Source organism: Micromonospora sp. NPDC020750 (assembly GCF_044334565.1).
GTDB lineage: Bacteria > Actinomycetota > Actinomycetes > Mycobacteriales > Micromonosporaceae > Micromonospora.
In genome coordinates this window covers 412,296-429,388 of sequence record NZ_JBIRTH010000007.1, presented here as the reverse complement: position 1 = coordinate 429,388, position 17,093 = coordinate 412,296, and the positions used below count along the sequence as shown (strand labels likewise).

General features: G+C 71.3%; 11 protein-coding genes. 6 read left to right on the top strand and 5 right to left on the bottom strand.

Annotation, left to right across the window (positions count from 1 at the left end; all coding sequences use genetic code 11):
- The 3 genes from ACH4T9_RS23400 to alaS form a co-directional block, all read left to right on the top strand.
- Positions 1-392 (top strand): phosphopantetheine-binding protein (locus tag ACH4T9_RS23400; RefSeq protein ID WP_396686857.1); only part of this gene is annotated, 392 nt, incomplete at its 5' end.
- Positions 389-5,941 (top strand): SDR family NAD(P)-dependent oxidoreductase, encoded by a 5,553-nt coding sequence (locus ACH4T9_RS23395; RefSeq protein ID WP_396671812.1) that lies wholly within the window; start codon positions 389-391, stop codon positions 5,939-5,941. The genes ACH4T9_RS23400 and ACH4T9_RS23395, both read left to right, overlap by 4 nt.
- A 21-nt stretch (positions 5,942-5,962) precedes the next feature.
- Positions 5,963-8,554, top strand: coding sequence for an alanine--tRNA ligase (gene alaS, locus ACH4T9_RS23390; RefSeq protein ID WP_396671811.1), 2,592 nt, complete (start codon positions 5,963-5,965; stop codon positions 8,552-8,554).
- A gap of 79 nt (positions 8,555-8,633) precedes the next feature.
- On the opposite strand, the gene ACH4T9_RS23385 is transcribed toward alaS, so the two are convergent.
- The 5 genes from ACH4T9_RS23385 to ACH4T9_RS23365 form a co-directional block, all read right to left on the bottom strand.
- Positions 8,634-9,968 carry a nucleotide sugar dehydrogenase gene (locus ACH4T9_RS23385; protein ID WP_396671810.1) on the bottom strand — a complete coding sequence of 445 codons (1,335 nt, stop codon included), beginning with the start codon at positions 9,966-9,968 and terminating at the stop codon, positions 8,634-8,636.
- 87 nt (positions 9,969-10,055) lie between these two features.
- Positions 10,056-10,301: a phosphopantetheine-binding protein gene (locus ACH4T9_RS23380; RefSeq protein WP_396671809.1), complete on the bottom strand. Its 246-nt coding sequence runs from the start codon at positions 10,299-10,301 to the stop codon at positions 10,056-10,058.
- A gap of 19 nt (positions 10,302-10,320) precedes the next feature.
- Positions 10,321-11,382 (bottom strand): LD-carboxypeptidase, encoded by a 1,062-nt coding sequence (locus ACH4T9_RS23375; RefSeq protein ID WP_396671808.1) that lies wholly within the window; start codon positions 11,380-11,382, stop codon positions 10,321-10,323.
- A 66-nt stretch (positions 11,383-11,448) separates the two neighbouring features.
- Entirely contained in the window at positions 11,449-13,395 is a 1,947-nt protein-coding gene (locus ACH4T9_RS23370) for a prolyl oligopeptidase family serine peptidase (RefSeq protein WP_396671807.1), read from the bottom strand.
- Positions 13,392-14,144 carry a phytanoyl-CoA dioxygenase family protein gene (locus tag ACH4T9_RS23365; protein WP_396671806.1) on the bottom strand — a complete coding sequence of 251 codons (753 nt, stop codon included), beginning with the start codon at positions 14,142-14,144 and terminating at the stop codon, positions 13,392-13,394. The genes ACH4T9_RS23370 and ACH4T9_RS23365 overlap by 4 nt, the downstream gene beginning before the upstream one ends.
- Before the next feature lie 613 nt (positions 14,145-14,757).
- Here ACH4T9_RS23365 and ACH4T9_RS23360 point away from each other — a divergent pair.
- The 3 genes from ACH4T9_RS23360 to ACH4T9_RS23350 all read left to right on the top strand — a co-directional run bounded on the left by ACH4T9_RS23360 (position 14,758) and on the right by ACH4T9_RS23350 (position 17,033).
- On the top strand, positions 14,758-15,525 hold the full coding sequence (locus ACH4T9_RS23360; RefSeq protein ID WP_396671805.1) for an SGNH/GDSL hydrolase family protein: 768 nt from the start codon (positions 14,758-14,760) through the stop codon (positions 15,523-15,525).
- A gap of 1 nt (position 15,526) precedes the next feature.
- Positions 15,527-15,973 (top strand): imidazolonepropionase-like domain-containing protein, encoded by a 447-nt coding sequence (locus tag ACH4T9_RS23355; RefSeq protein ID WP_396671804.1) that lies wholly within the window; start codon positions 15,527-15,529, stop codon positions 15,971-15,973.
- Between the two features lie 157 nt (positions 15,974-16,130).
- Entirely contained in the window at positions 16,131-17,033 is a 903-nt protein-coding gene (locus ACH4T9_RS23350) for a sulfurtransferase (protein ID WP_396671803.1), read from the top strand.
- Positions 17,034-17,093: the final 60 nt, after the last annotated feature.

Genomic DNA, 17,093 nt, shown 5'->3' with positions numbered 1-17,093 from the left:
CCCTCCCCACCACCGCCAACGGCAAGATCGACCGCACCGCCCTCCACCACCTCGACCACACCCCCACCCCCACCACACCCCGAACCACCACCACCCCCACCACCCTCCTCCAACGCCGCCTCACCGACCTCTGGCGCGACACCCTCGAACTCGACCACATCGACATCCACGACAACTTCTTCGACCTCGGCGGCGACTCCCGGAGCCTCTCCGTCCTGGCCGCCCGGATCCGGGCGGAGTTCGACGCGGACGTGCGGGTCCTCGACCTGATGACGCACCCGACCATCGCATCGCTCAGTCGCCGGCTGAGCAGCGATCAACCGGACGACGACCGCCTGAGCGCGGTCGCGGAACAACGCGCCAAACGGCGAGAGCGGAGACGGAACCCATGAGCGCCCGAGAGGCAGTCGCAGACGACGACCGGATCGCCATCGTCGGGATGGCGGGCCGCTTCCCGGGCGCCGACGACGTGGACGCGCTGTGGGAACTCAGCGTGCGTGGCGGGTCCGGCGTCCGGCGGGTGTCCGGCCGGGACGGACTCGTGCCGTACCGGGGCGTGGTCGACGGTGCCGACCGGTTCGACGCCGCCTTCTTCGGCGTCCCCGCGCACGAGGCGCAGATGACCGATCCGCAGCAGCGGATGCTGCTGGAGGTCGCCCAGCACGCCTTTGACGACGCGTCGATCGACCCGACCAGGGCCGCCGGGGCGGTGGCGGTGTACGCCGCCTGCGCACCCACCGCCACCACCGCCCCGGCCGACTCCGTGTCGGGCACCTACGAGTGGGTGCTGGCCACCTCGGCGGACTTCGCCGCCACCCGGCTCTCCTACCGGCTGGGTCTGCGCGGCGAGAGCATGACGGTCCAGACCGGCTGCTCGTCGTCGCTGGTGGCCGTGCACCTGGGGGTGCAGGCCCTGCTGTCCGGGCAGGCGGACGTCGTCCTCGCCGGCGGGGTGTCCTTCCCGGGCGACCAGGAGTCCGGTTATCCGACCGAGGAGGGCATGATCGCCTCCCCGTCGGGGCGGTGCCGCCCGTTCGACGCGGACGCGGACGGCACCGTACCGGGTGGCGGTGCCGCCCTGGTTGTCCTCAAGCGACTCGCCGACGCCGAACACGACGGCGACCGGGTGCACGGCGTGATCCTGGGTTCGGGGACCAACAACGACGGCTCCACCAAGGTCGGCTTCATGGCCCCGTCCCCCACCGGCCAGGCCGAGGCGATCGCCACCGCCCACGCGGTCGCGGGGGTGGATGCCGGATCCATCGGCTACGTGGAGACGCACGGGACGGGTACCCAGCTCGGCGACGAGGTGGAGATCGAAGGGCTGCGCCGCGCCTTCAAACTCGATCCGGACCGGCCCGGACCGTGCCGCCTCGGCTCGCTCAAGGCGAACTGCGGGCACCTGGACCGGGCGGCGGGCGTGGCGGGCCTGGTCCGCGCCGTGCTGGCCCTCAAGCACCGCACCATCCCGCCGATGGCCGGCTTCGAGCGGGCCGATCCGGCTCTCGACCTCGACGGTGCCGGCTTCGAGGTGCCGTCCGCGCCGGTCAGGTGGGAGACGGACGGTACGCCCCGCCGGGCCGGGGTGAGCAGCTTCGGCGTGGGCGGAACGAACGTGCACGTCGTACTGGAGGAGGCCCCGGATCGGCAGCCGGCCCCGTCGGCGCCCGCGGGCGACGTGCTCCTGCCGCTGAGCGGCCATGTGTCCGCGGTCGTCGCACACCAGGCAACCGGGCTGGCCGGCTGGCTGGCCGCGCGGCCCGGATCCGACCTGGGGCAGGTGGGACGGGCACTCAGCCTGGACCGGCGGGCCCGGGAACACCGGTCCTGGGTGGTGGCTGGTTCACCCGCGCAGGCGGCCGGGGCACTCACCGCGACACCCGGGCCGGTGGTCGCCGCAGCCACCCCCACGGTCGTGTTCGCCTTTCCCGGCCAGGGCGAGCCCGTCGTGGACGGCATGGCGGAGCTCTACCGCACCGAACCGGTCTTCCGCGCGGCACTCGACGAGTGCGCCGAGGTGATCCGGGACCTGGCCGGCTTCGACATCCGTGCCGACCTGTACGGGCAGCACGACCGCGCCGAGTTGGCCCGGTGGTACGAGGACATGTCGCGGTTCCAGCCGGCGCAGTTCGCCGTGGAGTGGGCGACGGTCGAGTTGTGGCGTTCGTGGGGGGTGTCCGCCGACGCCGTGATCGGTCACAGCCTCGGCGAGATCGTGGCGGCCGTGTATGCCGGCGTGCTGTGCCTCGCCGACGGCCTGGCCTTCGTGGTCGAACGCAGCCGACGGATGGAGGAGGCGCCGCTCGGCGAGACGATCAGCGTCGCGCTGCCGGTACGGGACGTCGAGGAGCGTCTCACCGGGGACCTGACCGTGGCGGCGGTCAACGGCCACGAGTTGACCGCGGTGACCGGACCGGTACCCCAGGTGGCCGCACTCAAGGCCGAGCTGACCCGGTCGGAGGTGTTCTTCCGGCCGCTGAACATCCGCCGGTCACCGCACGGCCCCGCGATGCGGGAGCCGGCCCGGTTGCTGCGTAGCTACCTCTCCTCGTTCGCGCTGGCCCCGCCCGCCGTCCGGATCGTGAGCAACGTGACCGGCGACTGGATCGGCGACCGGATCGCCACGCCCGACTACTGGGCCACCCAGCTCTGTTCGCCGGTCCGCTTCACCGAGCAACTCTCCCGGGTCGCCGAACTCGACGACGTCGTCGTGCTCGTGGTGGGCCCCGGCACCGGTCTCGGTCGGATGATCTCGCACGAGCTGGCGGGGCGGGTCCGCGCCGTCGTCGCCTCGGGCCGGGGTGCCGACGATCCGGGCGGCGACCGCCGGGCAGTCCTCGTCGCCGCGGGGGAGCTGTGGTCGCACGGCGTCGCGGTGGACCTCGCCCGGCTGGCCCACCCGTCCCGGTACGCGACGGCGCTCCCGCCGACCTGTTTCGACCACGGTCGACGGTGGCCGGTGGGGCAGCCGGCCCGCCGGGAGCGCAGTGCCCCGGCGGGCCGGCTGCCGGACCCGGGTGCCTGGTTGTACGAGCCGGAGCGGACCCTGCTGAGTCGGCCTGCGGCACCGGCGGCGCCGTTGACCATCGCCTGGCACGGCGCGCCGGGCGCGCAGCACGACGCATTCCTGCGGGCCGCCGTGTCCCGTGGGCACACGCTGGTACCGCTCGACCACGTCACGTCCGCCCCACCGAGTGGGGGCCCACGGGACGTGCTGTGGTGGCTCGGGAACGACCCGCACGACCTGCTCCGCCGGGCGGCGGCATTGGCCGACCTGCTCGGCCGGCAGGCGACCGGTACCCGGGTGTGGCTGGTGACCGGCGACGACGAAAGCGGTTCCGGCCTCTCCGCGAGGAACCTCGCCCACGCCGTGGCGCGGGTGCTGCCGCAGGAGAACGTCGGGTGTGCCTGGACCGCTGTGACGCTCAGTGCCCCCATGCAGGGGCACGAGCTCGACCTGGCGGCTGGTCACCTGATCGACGCCTTGGCCGCCGGTACCGACGGCACCGTGCTCACCGTGGACACCACGGGCGTACGACAGCTCGGCTTCCGCCGGTCCTGGCCGCACTGGCGGGCCCGCCCGCTGCGGGAATCCGGCTGCTACGTGATCACCGGCGGGCTGGGGCCGGTGGGTCGCGCCATGGCGCTGGCCCTGGCCCGGGAGGTGCCGGCCACGGTCGTGGTGCTGGGCCGCCGGGCCGGGAGTGCGGTCCACGACGAGGTGACCGCCCTGACGGCGCGGCTGCGGGAGGCGGGGTCGCGCCTGGAGTACCGGTCGGTCGACGTGACGGACTCCGCCGCGGTCGTCGCCTGTCTCGCCGACCTGCGGTCCCGGTTCGGACGGATCGACGGCGTGGTGCACGCCGCCGGCTTCACCGACCGGGCGGCGTTCCCGCTGGCGGCGGACGCCGCACCGGAGCTGGTCGAGGTCGTCGCAGCCGCCAAGATGGACGGCGCCCAGGCGATCCACGACGCCCTCGCCCCGGACGACGCGGACTTCGTGCTGCTCTGCTCCAGCCTCTCCGTGGTCCTCGGCGGGGTGCGGTTCGGTCCGTACGTCGCGGCGAACGACGCGCTGGACGAGTTCGCCGCGCGGCGGCACGCGGCCGGCGACGAGCGCTGGGTCAGCGTCGGATGGGACGCGTGGACCGACGGCGACGACGCCGTGCCGGACCCGGTTGGCCCGGCCCGGTACGCGCTGACCGCCCGGGACGGTCACGAGGTGTTCCGGCGGTTGCTGTCCGTAGGCGGTCCCGTCGTCTGGGTGTCCACCGGTGACCTGGATGCCCGATTGGTCGAGGTCGCCGACCAGGTCGGCATGGGCCCTCAGGCGGCGGTGCCGGACAGCGCCGTCACCATGGCCGACCCGGGTGGCCTGGTTCGGGCGGTCCTGACCGAACTGCTCGGCGCGGTACCGCCCGACCACGACCGCGACCTGCGACTGGACGGGCTGGAGTCGCTGGCCATCCTGCAGATCGTCACCCGGCTCCGGGACCGGACCGGGGTCCGGATCGCGCTCGCCGATGCGCTCCGCTCGCTGAGCGTGACCGGGCTGGAGGCGCTCGTCAGCCGCGTCGTGTCCGCCCCGGACCGGGCGTCCGGCTTCCTGATCACGCCCACGCCCACGGCTGCCGATCACCCCACGTCGAGCACCCAGCGCCGCTGGCTGGAGCTGCTGCCCGAGGGGTACGGCGGTCTCGACCTCGCCGTCGAGGTCGAGTGCGGGTACCCGGCCGAGCAGCTCGTCCGGGCGGTGGAACGGACGATCGACCGCCACAGCGGACTACGTACCGTCTTCCACCGCCGGGGCGACACCTGGCGTCAGTCGGTGACCCAGGGTCAGCCCGTGAAGCTCCTGGACCTGTCGGCCTTTACCGAGGCCGAGCAGCGGGCCGAGATCAGCCGGCTCGTCCAGACCGCCGGGGACAGCTGGTTCGACTTCGGCCGGACCCCACCGTTCGAGGTCACCATCGCCCGCCTCGCCGAGGGACGACGCCACGCGATGCTGATCCATGCCCACCATGTCCTCTTCGACGGCTGGTCGTCGAGCATCTTCCTGCGGGACGTGGCGGAGGAGTTGGACTCGGAGCCCGGGAAAGCGCCCCTTCAGTACGTGGACTACGCCGCCGCGCAGTGGGACTACCTGCGCAGCCCGGCGCTGCTGGCCGCCCGGTCGTACTGGCGGGAGCACTTCGCCGGGGCACCGGCACCGACCAGGGTGCCGGGCGACGTCGGTAGCGGGCCGGGCGACGTCGGTGACGGGACGGCCGACGACCGGGGCGAGCTGCTCACCTTCACCCTCGGCGAGGCGACGTCGGCTGCGCTGCGGGACCGGTCCGCCGCCCTGGGCACCACACCCTTCGGTCTCATGATGACCGCGTACGCGGTCCTGGTGCACCGGCTGACCGGGGACGACGACCTGGTGCTCGGCACCACTGCGGCGGGCCGCCCCAGCGCCGAGGCAGAGGAGATCGTCGGCGTGTTCGTCAACCCGCTGCCGCTGCGGGTGCAGATCGATTCCGGGGTCAGGGTCGGGGATCTGGTGAGCCGGGTGCACCACAGCCTGGTCGGGTTCCACGACCACGGCAACTATCCCCTGGAGGACCTGGTCACGGCCGTTCCACCCTTCATCGGGCTGGGATTGAACGACACGTTCCAGTGCTATCTTCTCTACCAGAACTACTGGCGGCCCCAGGCGGGCGTAGTACGGTACCAGCCGATGCAGCTCGACACGCCGTATCATCACAAGGTGATGCGTGACTGGGAGATCGTTCTTGCGGAGGGAGAGGCTGGACTGACCGGCGAACTGTGGTACCGGACCAGCCGCTACTCCGCTTCCTGGGCCGAAAATTGCGCCGCTTCCTTCCGGAAGCTTCTCGGCCGGTTCGCGACTGACGCAGAAATCTTCCGCAGCCCCGTGGGGGTACTGCTCGACCAGTAGAAGAGATAAAGGAGTAGTTCCGTGTCCGGTCCGATGACCGCGGATCAACTACGATCAGCGTTCCTCCAGTATTTCGTCGAACGCGGCCACACCCGGGTGTCATCCGCGGGCCTGATCCCGGCCCACCCGGCCGCGCCGCTGTTCACGAACGCCGGAATGGTGCAGTTCCTTCCATACTTCTTCGGCGAGGAGGCCGCGCCGTACCGGCTGGCCACGTCCTCGCAGAAGTGCGTCCGGGTACGCGGTAAGCACGATGACATCGAGGCCATCGGCCGGACCACCCGTCACCTGACCTTCTTCGAGATGCTCGGCAATTTCAGCTTCGGGGACTACTTCAAGGAAGGCGCGATCTCCCACGCCTGGCACTTCCTGACGGAGGTGCTGGGCATGCCCGCCGACCGGCTGTGGGCCACGGTGCACCACAGCGACGACGAGGCGGCGCAGCTCTGGCGGGACGTCGTGGGCCTGCCCGCCGACCGGATCCACCGGCTGGGCGAGGACAACTTCTGGGAGATGGGCAGTACGGGCCCGTGCGGGCCGTCCTCCGAGATCTTCTTCGACAAGGGCCCGGAGTGGGGCCACGAGGGCGGGCCGGCGCACGGCGGCGAGGAACGCTACGTCGAGATCTGGAACCTCGTCTTCATGGAGTTCAACCGGCCGGAGAGCGGCGAACTCGAACCCCTGCCCCAGCGGAACATCGACACCGGGGCCGGCATGGAGCGGATCCTGCCGATCATCCAGGGCACGAACTCGGTTTTCGAGACCGACGTGCTGCGGCGCCTGATCGGCGACGCCGAGCAGCTCTGTGGCGCGACGTACGGGTCGGACGCGGAGCGTGACGTCAGCCTCCGCATCGTGGCGGACCACTCCCGCGCCATCTCGTTCCTGATCGCCGACGGCGTCGTGCCCTCCAACGAGGAGCGCGGGTACGTGCTGCGCCGGATCATCCGGCGGGCCGCCCTGCACGCCCAGCGGGTTGGCGCCCGTCGGGGGGTACTGGCGGAGATGGCCGGCCGCGTCGCCCAGGTCATGCACTCGGGGTACCCCGATCTGACCGAGGTGATCGACCAGGTGCAGAGCACCCTGGAGCGGGAGGAACACCGGTTCCGGGAGACCCTCTCGTTGGGACTCGGGATGCTGGACAGCGCGGTTCCCGCGGGGTCGACGACCATCCCCGGCGAGGTCGCCTTCAAGCTGCACGACACCTACGGTTTCCCGATCGACCTGACCCGCGAGATCGCCCGGGAGCGGGGACTGGGCGTCGACGATGCCGGGTTCGAGGCCGCGATGACGCAGCAGCGCACCCACGCCCGCGCCGATGCGAAGGCCGGTGCGGTCGACAACGGCGCGGCCAACGCCAAGGTGGTCCGGGACGAGTACGGCGTGACCGACTTCCTCGGGTACGAGACGCTCACCACCGAGGCGAAGGTGACCGGGGTCTTCCCCCACCCCGAGCCGGGTCGGGTGGAGGTGTACGTCGCCGCGTCCCCCTTCTACCCGGAGGGCGGCGGCCAGATCGGCGACACCGGCACGGTCACCGGTCCCCGTGGGCACGGCCGGGTGCTCGACACCGACGCGCCGCTGCCGAACGTCATCCGCCACCACGTGGAGGTGGAGCAGGGCACCTTCGGTGTCGGCGAGACCGTCGCCCTGGCGGTCGACGCCGATCGGCGTGCCTCGCTGCGGCGTAGCCACACGGGTACCCACCTGCTGCACTGGGCCCTGCGCAAGGTGCTCGGTACGCAGGCCCGCCAGCAGGGCTCACTGGTCGCACCCGACTACCTCCGGTTCGACTTCAACCACCACTCGCCCCTCACCGACGAGCAGCTCAGCGAGGCGGAGAACCTGGTGGCGGAGCAGATCCGCAGCAATGGCGGGGTCGAGATCAAGCACTCCTCCCAGGCGGAGGCAAAGGCTGCCGGGGCGATCTCGTTCTTCGGCGAGAAGTACGGCGAGGTGGTGCGGGTGATCCGCGCCGGGGAGCACTCGATGGAGCTCTGCGGCGGCACCCACGTCTCCGCCCTGGGTGAGATCAGTGAACTGGTAGTGACGTCGGAGTCCTCCGTCGGCGCCAACCTGCGCCGCATCGAGGCGTTCACCGGTGCCCGGGCGTTCGAGGAGAACCGTCGCCAGCGCCAGCTGCTGAAGGCGGCGGCCGGCGCGGTCCGCACCACGCCCGACCAACTGCCCGCGGCGATCGGGCGGTTGCAGGAGGCGCAGAAGGCCGGGGAGCGGGAACGCCGTCAGCTGACCACGCAGATCGACCGGTACCTGGCCAGGGACCTGGCCCGGGAGGCGGACGACGGGCTGGTCGTCGCCCGCTGTGACGGCCGCGACCAGGGGCAGCTCAAGAGCCTCGCGCTGGCCGTGCTGAACGAGCCGGGCATCTCGGCGGTGGGTCTCATCGGCTCGGCGGACGGCAGTTCGGTCGCGCTCGCGGTCGCGGTCGACGACCGGGTCGGCGACGCCCCCTCCTTCGTCCGGGCGGCGGCAAAGCTGGTCGGTGGGGGCGGCGGTGGGCGGGACCGCCGCGTCGCCGTCGCCGGGGGACGCGACCCGAGCCGTATCGACGAGGCGCTCAAGGCGCTGCGCGAGGCACTCGCCTCGGCCTGATCGGCCAGGTGCACGCGGGGCGGGCTGCTCGACGGCCCGCCCCGTTCCGTCCCGGCAGGAGCCGGGCCGGGCCGTACGGTCACAGCCGCTCGACGTTGGGCGCCGCAGGCACCCGGTGCACCGTGTCGAGCACGAGCCGGCACTGCTGCCAGTCGATGGTGCCGTCGAGTGCCTCGTGCGGCGTCACCAGCACCACGCAGTCGTACTCGTCGAATGGAAGCTTCCGCACGTCGAGCGAGCTCAGGACGGTGCCGTCGACGTCGAGTTCGGCAACCCACGGGTCGCAGTAGTCCACCGTGGAGCCGCTGGCGAGCAGCCGGCCGATGATGCTCAGGGCCGGTGCGTTACGCAGGTCGGGCACATTCGGCTTGTACGCCACACCGAGTACCAGCACCCTGCTGGTCTCGATCGGCGTACCCACCCGCGCCAGCATCTCCGCCACGCGGACGGCGACCTTGAGCGGACGGGCACTGGCCTGCCGGTGCGCGGCCTCGATGATCGGCATCGGCACGGCCTGCCGCCCCGCCTCGGTGATGAGGAAGAGCGGGTCGACCGGGATGCACTCGCCCCCGATCCCGGGCCCCGGCCAGTGCGGCAGGTACCCGAAGGGCTTGGTGGCGGCGGCGCGGATCACCTCGTCCACCGGGACACCGAGTTTGTGGCAGAGGTCGGAGATCTCGTTCGAGAAGCTGATGTTGACCAGCCGGGCGCTGTTCTCCAGGAGCTTGCTCATCTCCGCGACCGTCGCGTCGGACAGCTCGGTGACCTCCATGGAGATCGACATCAGCACGGTCGCGGCCCGACGGGTGCAGGCCGCGCTGACGCCACCGACCACCCGGGGGGTGTTGGTGATCGTCCAGCCGTCCCGGTTGGCCGGGTTGACCCGCTCGGGCGCGCACGCCACGAAGAGGTCCCGGCCCAGGGTGAGCCCGGTCTCGGCGGACAACCGCTGCGCCCAGCGCCGGGTGGTTCCCGGCGGCACCGTCGATTGGAGCACGACCACCGTGCCTGGTCCGATCATCGGCGCCAGTGAGGCGAAGGCGCTGTCCACGAAGGTGAGGTCGGGCTGCTCGTCGGTGGTGACCGGGGTGGGGACGGACACCATCACCACGTCCGCCGAGCCCACATCCCGGGCGTCGAGGGCGAGGTGGAGGCGGTCGGCGACGGCGCGGAGCTGCTCGTCGCTGATGTCCGGCAGGTACGACCTGCCCCGACGGAGCTGCTGCACCTTGACGTCGTCGATGTCCACGCCGTGCACCGTGAAGCCGGTGGCAGCGAAGGCATGCGCGAGCGGTAGACCGGTGTAGCCGAGGCCAACCACCGCGATGGTCAGGTCGCGGTCCAGGGCCCGCTGGTGAAAGGCCCCCTCGTCGCTGTAACTGGTCGAATTCGTCGGTTCCGTGACAACGTTCATATCTTCTCGCCCTCATACGCACCCGGCGCGCCTCCGGCGCCCGCGGGCGGTTCTGCTGTCGCCCGGGTTCTCCGTTCCGGCGGATGTCTAGCGGCCGGCGGTCATCTCGTCCCGGTGGTGCTCCGTCTGGGGGCGCTCGACCACGGTGCAGGCTCCGGCGATGGCGGCGGGTGTGCCCTGGTCGAGGAACTGCCGCGCGGGCACCTTGAGGCTGTGGGCGTGGCGCAGCAGTGCGATCGCCTGGACCACGAGCAACGAGTGCCCGCCCAGCTTGAAGAAGTTGTCATCCGGGCCGACCTTCTTCCCGAGAACCTCTTCGAAGACATCGGTCACGGCCGCCAGGTTGCTGGCGTCAGCGGACATCTTTCCCCCCACGGATGTGGTCGCCGTACCCGGCCTGTTCCCCGTCCCGGTAGATGACGCCCCGCTCCGAGTCGAGGACCAGCCGGTCGCCGTAGGGGAGTACCCACGCCGGGTCGTAGTGCCCGCAGTCCCCGCCGACGAAGATCGGGAAGTCCGTACCGCCGAGGTGCCGGTCGACGAACCCCGCGATCAGGGCCAACCACTCCTCGAAGTCGACCCATGGGTTGTCCCCGATCAGCATCCCGTTCAACGTGCGGAAATCAATCAGCTTCGCCAGCCGCTCGAGGTGCTCGTGGACGTACGACAGCTCCGGCTTGAGGGGGTCCCACCACAGCACACAACCGGTGGGGTCCAGCAGCTCCGCCTCGACCAGCCTCGGGAGGACGCTCAACTCCGCGCCGAGCAGGGGGCCACTGCCCACCCCCGGACGGAGCCAGTCGTGGTGGCCGGATCGGGGACGTTCCAGCGGAGTCTCGTCCTGGGCCAGCGACCGCCAGTTCCGGCCGCCCATCGTCCGGGAGGCCGACACCTGGTACGTGACCGGATCGTCGGCCATCAGGACCTGCCGGAACGAGGTGAGGGTCTCCCCGGGGACGGCCAGCTCCCCGAACTGGAAGACGTAGGTCACGCCGACGAAGGAGGAGAGCCGGGCCCGGCTCTCCAGGAAGGCGCTGAGCACGATGTTGTCCGAGCGCCCGATCAGCGGCTTGGGGTTGTCGGCGAACACCGACGGGGAGAGGTGGGGCAACAGCTCAGCCGAGGTGGAACCCCCGGCGGCACAGAGCACGGCGGCGACCTCCGGGTCGGCGAAGGCGCCGTGCAGGTCGTCCGCGCGCATCTGCGGGGTGCCGGCCGACCAGCCGTCGTCCGAGACCTCGAAGCAGTTCGGGGAGAAGTCGACCCGCAGGCCCAACCCCTCCAGGGCCGCCCTGGCCCGCTCGGCCCGGACGGTGGCGAAGGCCATGGAGGGCAACGCGGGACTGATGATCCGTACCAGCGAGCCGGGGGCCAGCGGGGCCGGTCGCAGGATGTCCAGTGTCCGCTCCGTCATCGATTCGTCTCCTACAGATGAAACCGGTCGGTGGTCACAGCCGGCGTGCCGAGCACCCGGTACCCCTCACCGGGCCTCCTCCATCGCCCCGGACCCGGGAGACCCGGCCGGCGCGAACCCGAGGACCGCGCCGTAGAAGGCGAGTTCGGTGCGGGCGACCGTACGGATCGTCTCGGCCAGCCGGAACCCGTGCTGCTCACCGGGAAACTCGACGTACTGGTGCGGGACGCCCCGGTGTCGCAGCGCCTCGGCCAGCCGGGCCGTCTGGTCCGGCGGCACCACCCGGTCCTCGGCCCCCTGAAAGAGCAACAGCGGCACCCTGAGCCGGTCCAGGTTGAACAGCGGCGAGCGCTCCCGGAACCGGTCGATGTCCCGGGGCAGGCTGCCGATGAGGAACTCCAGGTATGACGACTCGAACTTGTGGGTGCCCGCGGCTATCGAGGTGGCGTCCGCCACCCCGTAGTAGGACACCCCGACCGCGAAGAGATCACCGAAGGTGGCCGCGCAGAGCGCGGTGAAGCCACCCGAACTCGCTCCCTTGACGATCAGCCGGTCCGGGTCGGCCAACCCCGACTTCACCAGCCGGCGGGCCGCGTGCTCGCAGTCGGCGACATCGACGACGCCCCAACGGCCGCGCAGCGCCTCCCGGTACCGGCGTCCGTGGCCGGAGCTGCCCCGGTAGTCGACGTCCGCCAGGGCGAAGCCGCGGCTGGTCCAGAACTGTACGGCGTAATTCAGTGCCGGGCTCGCCGAGAATGTCGGTCCGCCGTGACAGAGGACGATCAGCGGGGGCAGTTCCCCGGGCGGTGCGGTGAAATCGCCGTTGCGCGGCGGGTAGTACAACATCCGTGCCGTGGCGCCGTCTGTCGATTCGTACTCGAGGTAGCGGGGCGTCGACAGGTACTCCGGTCCGACCAGCGTACGGCGGCTGCTCCGCAACACACGGTGTTGCCTGCCGCCGGTGAGATCGAGTTCCACGACCGCACTCACCTGGTCCGCCGAACCACACACCGCGACCGCGCGACTCCCGGCGACACACAGATCGGTGAAGGAGGTGAAGCCCGTATCTATCGGAACGAACCGCTCTCCGTCCGGTTCCGACAGGCCCAACTGGCCGCTGTTGTCCCTGGTCCACACCGCGACCAGGGTGCCGTCGGCGAGAAAGCCGTAGGGACGCTCCCCGAAGTACCACGACGGTTCCGCGAACTCCGCGTCCAGACCGCCGATTCGATACCCCCGCACGCCGTCGTCGCGGTAGACGTTCCAGAAGCCGGACCGGTCGGACACGTAGTACAGCGTGCCGTCCGGGGCGTAGCCGGGGTGGACGACCGACTCCGTCCGGCTGCCGGCCACGAGTCGCGTCCCGACCAGGTCACCTGACGGGCCGAGAGTGCCTTCCCACAGCTCGGTGCCGTCCCACGGCATGTTCGGGTGGTCCCAGGTGAGCCAGGTGAGCCGGGACCCGTCGGGCGAGAACCGGGGTCCCGTCACGAAGTCGTGCCCGCCGCAGAGCGGCACCGGGTCGGCTGCGCCCGAGGTGGGCACCGCGACGATGTCGTGTCGTACGCCCTCGTCGGTGTGCCGTTCCCGGATGCAGACCACTCGGCTTTCGTCCGGGCTGAGGGTGAGATCACCGAAGCGCACCCGGCGGTCGGCAACCGCGGGGGTTATCGGTCGGATGGACCCGTCGTCCCGGTCCATCCGGTAGATCCGCTGGTCGTCGCCGTTGACGAAGAAGATGTGCCGCGACGACCCGGCGTAGGCGAGCCCGCCGTACTCGTAGACGAGGCTGCGGACGCTGAACCCCGAGGTGGTCAGGTCCGTGGGCGGCCCGTCCCCGACCTGCTGGACCAGCACGTAGCGGCCACCTTCGGCCGGCCGCAGCTCGACCCAGAGAACGGCTGGTCCGACGACCAGCGGACAGCTCGGCACCACCCGGTCCTCGGCCAGCAGGTCCTCGCTGACCGGGGACTTCCAGGATCCGTACGGTGCCGTGGTGGCGACCGATCTCACCAGTGGAACCCGTCGAGAAGCTCCACGATCTCCGGGTCGCCGCTCGCGCGGAGCTCGTCGGTGAGCGCCGAGGACACCGGCACACCACGGGTGATCTCGCTCTTGAGCCAGGACGGCGAGTAGCCGAACAGGATCAGCCGGCGTCGTCCACAGGTCTCGGCGGTCGGCTCGGTACGGTGCCACAGGTTGCCGTGCATCAGGATGCAGTCGCCCGGCTCGAAGTAGAGCTTCTGCTGACCGGGCTGGTCCGAGGAGTCGTTGGGCAGCTTCAGGGTCGTCTGCTGGTGGCTTCCGGGCAGCACACAGAGCGCGCCCTCGTCGGCGCCGACCCGGTCGAGGTAGATGAGGCCGTGCACCTGGTGGGGATACACGAAGTACGGCGGCATCGGATCGGGGACCACCCGCAGGTGGATGTGCCAGTTGACCCCGGCGTTGGCCACGCCCTCGAAGGCCATCCGCGCCTCCACGCCGAAGGCGACCTGGGGACCGAGCAGGTAGCGCGCCACGGAGAGGGTCGGCTGGTAGCGGATCAGCCGGTGGAAGACCTCGTCCTTGTCCAGCAGGGCGCGGATGTACAGCCCGTTGTTCGGCAACCGCTCCGCAGTCGGGTGGCTGATCTCCTCGGCCGCGATCCGGTCCAGGGCCGCCCCGAACTCCGCGATCCACTCCTTCGGGACCAGCCCTCGGCGTAGCAGATACCCGTCCTTCTGGAACCCGGCCAGCTCGTCCTGGGTGGCCTCGACCCGCACGGAACGAACGGGGTAACCATTGTTCCGGTCATTGATGTTGTACTCGACTTCAAAGCCTCCACCGGCAGACGTCTTGCCATTTGCCACCATGTGGTAAACCCCTAGTCCAATTTGATGTTACGCAACGCATAAATGGAGGTTACGTTACGCAACCAACGGTCAAAGCCGGTAGTGACGAGGTCGGAAATCCTGTTGAATCGAAGATTCATCGATACAGCGTGGAGCCATCAAAGCACATGTGGCGAGTTTACGGAACCCCGGCCAGGGGGCCCGATACTGCTCCGACCGGGCGCAGGTCAAGCCCGGACGACGGTTGCAGAACGAATCGCAAACAGTGCGCTCTGCGATCGCGTTATTGCGCCGATACAGATTGTGGACCGATCCGTGGGGAAGCATCTACGCCCTTTTACCAAACAGAACGCAATCATCGGGCAACGTGCGCGGATAACGCCCGGGGATCGCCCTGCCGCTAGGAGGCCGGCCACTGGTTCGCCGCACCGGCTCACGGGCGCTCCCTGGGACCTGTGACACGTCCCCTCGGGCCGGTGCCCGGGGCAACCGCCGCAGTGCCAGACTGATCGCCACGGAACGATCCGAGGACACGGGAGGCGGCGTGCGCTGGCGCAGTTTCGTGGCGGTGGGGGACAGCTTCACCGAGGGCATGGACGACGCGTACCCGGACGGCTCCTACCGCGGCTGGGCGGACCTGGTGGCCACCCGGCTGGCGGCCGGGGCCGGCCCCGACTTCCGGTACGCGAACCTGGCGATCCGGGGCCGGCTCTTCCCCAACGTCGTGGCCGAACAGGTGCCGGCCGCGCTGGCGATGAAGTCCGACCTGATCAGCTTCGCCGCCGGCGGCAACGACGTGCTGCGCCGCACCTTCGACCCGGACGCCCTGGCGGCCCGCTTCGACGACGTGGTCGGCCGACTGCGCTCGGGCGGCGCGGACGTGGTGCTGTTCCGGTTCGCCGACGTGATGGCCCGGCTGCCCGGCCAGCGCCTGGTCGCCCCCCGGGTACAACTGCTCAACCAGGCGGTCGGGGCGACCGCCGAGCGGCACGGCGCGATCCTGGTCGACCTGTACGCCGACGACACCTTCCTCAACCCGATGCTCTGGAGCACCGACCGGCTGCACCTGTCGGCGGCCGGGCACCGGCGGGTCGCCGCGCAGGTGTTGACCGCACTCGGGATCGGCTGCGACGAGGAGTGGCTCATGGTCCCGCCGCATCCCGCGCCGACGCCCTGGCTGGCCGCCCGCGCCGCCGACCTCCGTTGGGCGGGCCGGCACCTGGCCCCGTGGATCAAGCGCCGGCTGACCGGCCGGTCGTCCGGGGACACGGTCACCGCGAAGCGGCCCCAACTCGGCCCGTTCGCCGACTGACGTGCCCACCCTGCACGCCGCGCGGCTGCTGCGGCACACCCTCGACGATCCGCCGGAGCCCGGCGGGGCCGTGCTGGTGGCCGGGAGCCGGATCGAGGCGGTCGCGCCGCTGGACGAGCTGCTCGCGGCGTACCCCGGGGTGCGGGTGCGGCGGTGGGCCGGGGCCCTCGGGCCGGCGCTGGTGCACGACGGGCCGCTGCCGGCCGCCCCCACCCCGCGCGAGCGGGTGCACGCGCTGTTCCGCTCCGGGGCGGCGGCGGTCCCGGCCGCGCACCTCACCGACCCGGGCCTGCGGGCGGCGGCGGTCCGCGGCGACGTCGCGGTCCTCGATCTGGTACGGCCGCCCGCGCTGGTCGTCGGCGGACGGGCCGACCTGGCCGTCTTCGCCGACGACGGAACCTGCCTCGCCACGGTGGTGGCCGGCCGGCTGGTGTACCGCCGGGCCTGACCGTCCTCGGCCCGCGTGGCCCGCCATGATCGTTTGCTGATCACCGGCACGACACGCCGGCCCGCTGCCGCTCAACGACAGCCGATCATGAAACGCCGCACTGCGCACGCTTCCGATGCGGGGCACTCCGTCGGGGAACCCGCGTACTTTGGGACTCATGCCTGTGCCGAGCGATCCCGATCCGCGCCTCCAGTCGTACGCCGACCCGCAGCGGCTGGTCACCACCGAGTGGCTGGCCGAGCACCTGGGAGACGAGGGGCTGGTGGTGGTCGAGTCCGACGAGGACGTGCTGCTCTACGACACCGGGCACATCCCGGGTGCGGTGAAGGTCGACTGGCACACCGAGCTGAACGACCAGGTGACCCGGGACTACCTGGACGCGAAGAGCTTCGCCGAGCTGTGTGCCGCCAAGGGCATCGGCCGCGACGACACCGTCGTCTTCTACGGCGACAACTTCAACTGGTGGGCCGCGTACGCGCTCTGGGTCTTCTCGCTCTTCGGGCACGCCGACGTGCGGCTGCTCGACGGCGGCCGGCAGAAGTGGGCTGCCGAGGGGCGCGAGCTGACCCGGGACAGGGCGACCCGGCCCCGCGCCGAGTACCCGGTGCCGCAGCGCGACGACGCGCCGATCCGGGCGTACCGGGAACAGGTGATGGCGCACGTGGCCGCCGGCCGGCCGCTGGTCGACGTGCGCTCGCCCGGCGAGTACACCGGCGAGATGCTGCACATGCCGGACTATCCGCAGGAGGGCGCGCTGCGCGGCGGGCACATCCCGGGTGCGGTGAACAAGCCGTGGAAATCCGCCGCGAACGACGACGGCACGTTCAGGTCCGCCGACGAACTGCGCGCCATCTACGCCGACCAGCTCGGGCTGAGCCCGGCCGACGACGTGGTGGCGTACTGCCGGATCGGGGAACGGTCCAGCCACACCTGGTTCGTGCTGCGTCACCTGCTCGGCTACCCGCAGGTGCGCAACTACGACGGCTCGTGGACCGAGTGGGGCAACCTGGTCCGGGCCCCCGTCGTGCGGGGCGACCAGCCGGGCGGCCTCGCCGGCTGACCGGCGGTTCCCGTTCCGGCGTACGGGGGCAGCCGGCCGTCGGTGATCACCGGTACGGTG

Bases quoted from the DNA above. Each gene is read 5' to 3' on its own strand.
- ACH4T9_RS23375 (WP_396671808.1), bottom strand. From the start codon at position 11,382: ATGACGGAGCGGACACTGGACATCCTGCGACCGGCCCCGCTGGCCCCC.
- ACH4T9_RS23350 (WP_396671803.1), top strand. From the start codon at position 16,131: ATGCCTGTGCCGAGCGATCCCGATCCGCGCCTCCAGTCGTACGCCGAC.
- ACH4T9_RS23385 (WP_396671810.1), bottom strand. From the start codon at position 9,968: ATGAACGTTGTCACGGAACCGACGAATTCGACCAGTTACAGCGACGAG.
- ACH4T9_RS23395 (WP_396671812.1), top strand. From the start codon at position 389: ATGAGCGCCCGAGAGGCAGTCGCAGACGACGACCGGATCGCCATCGTC.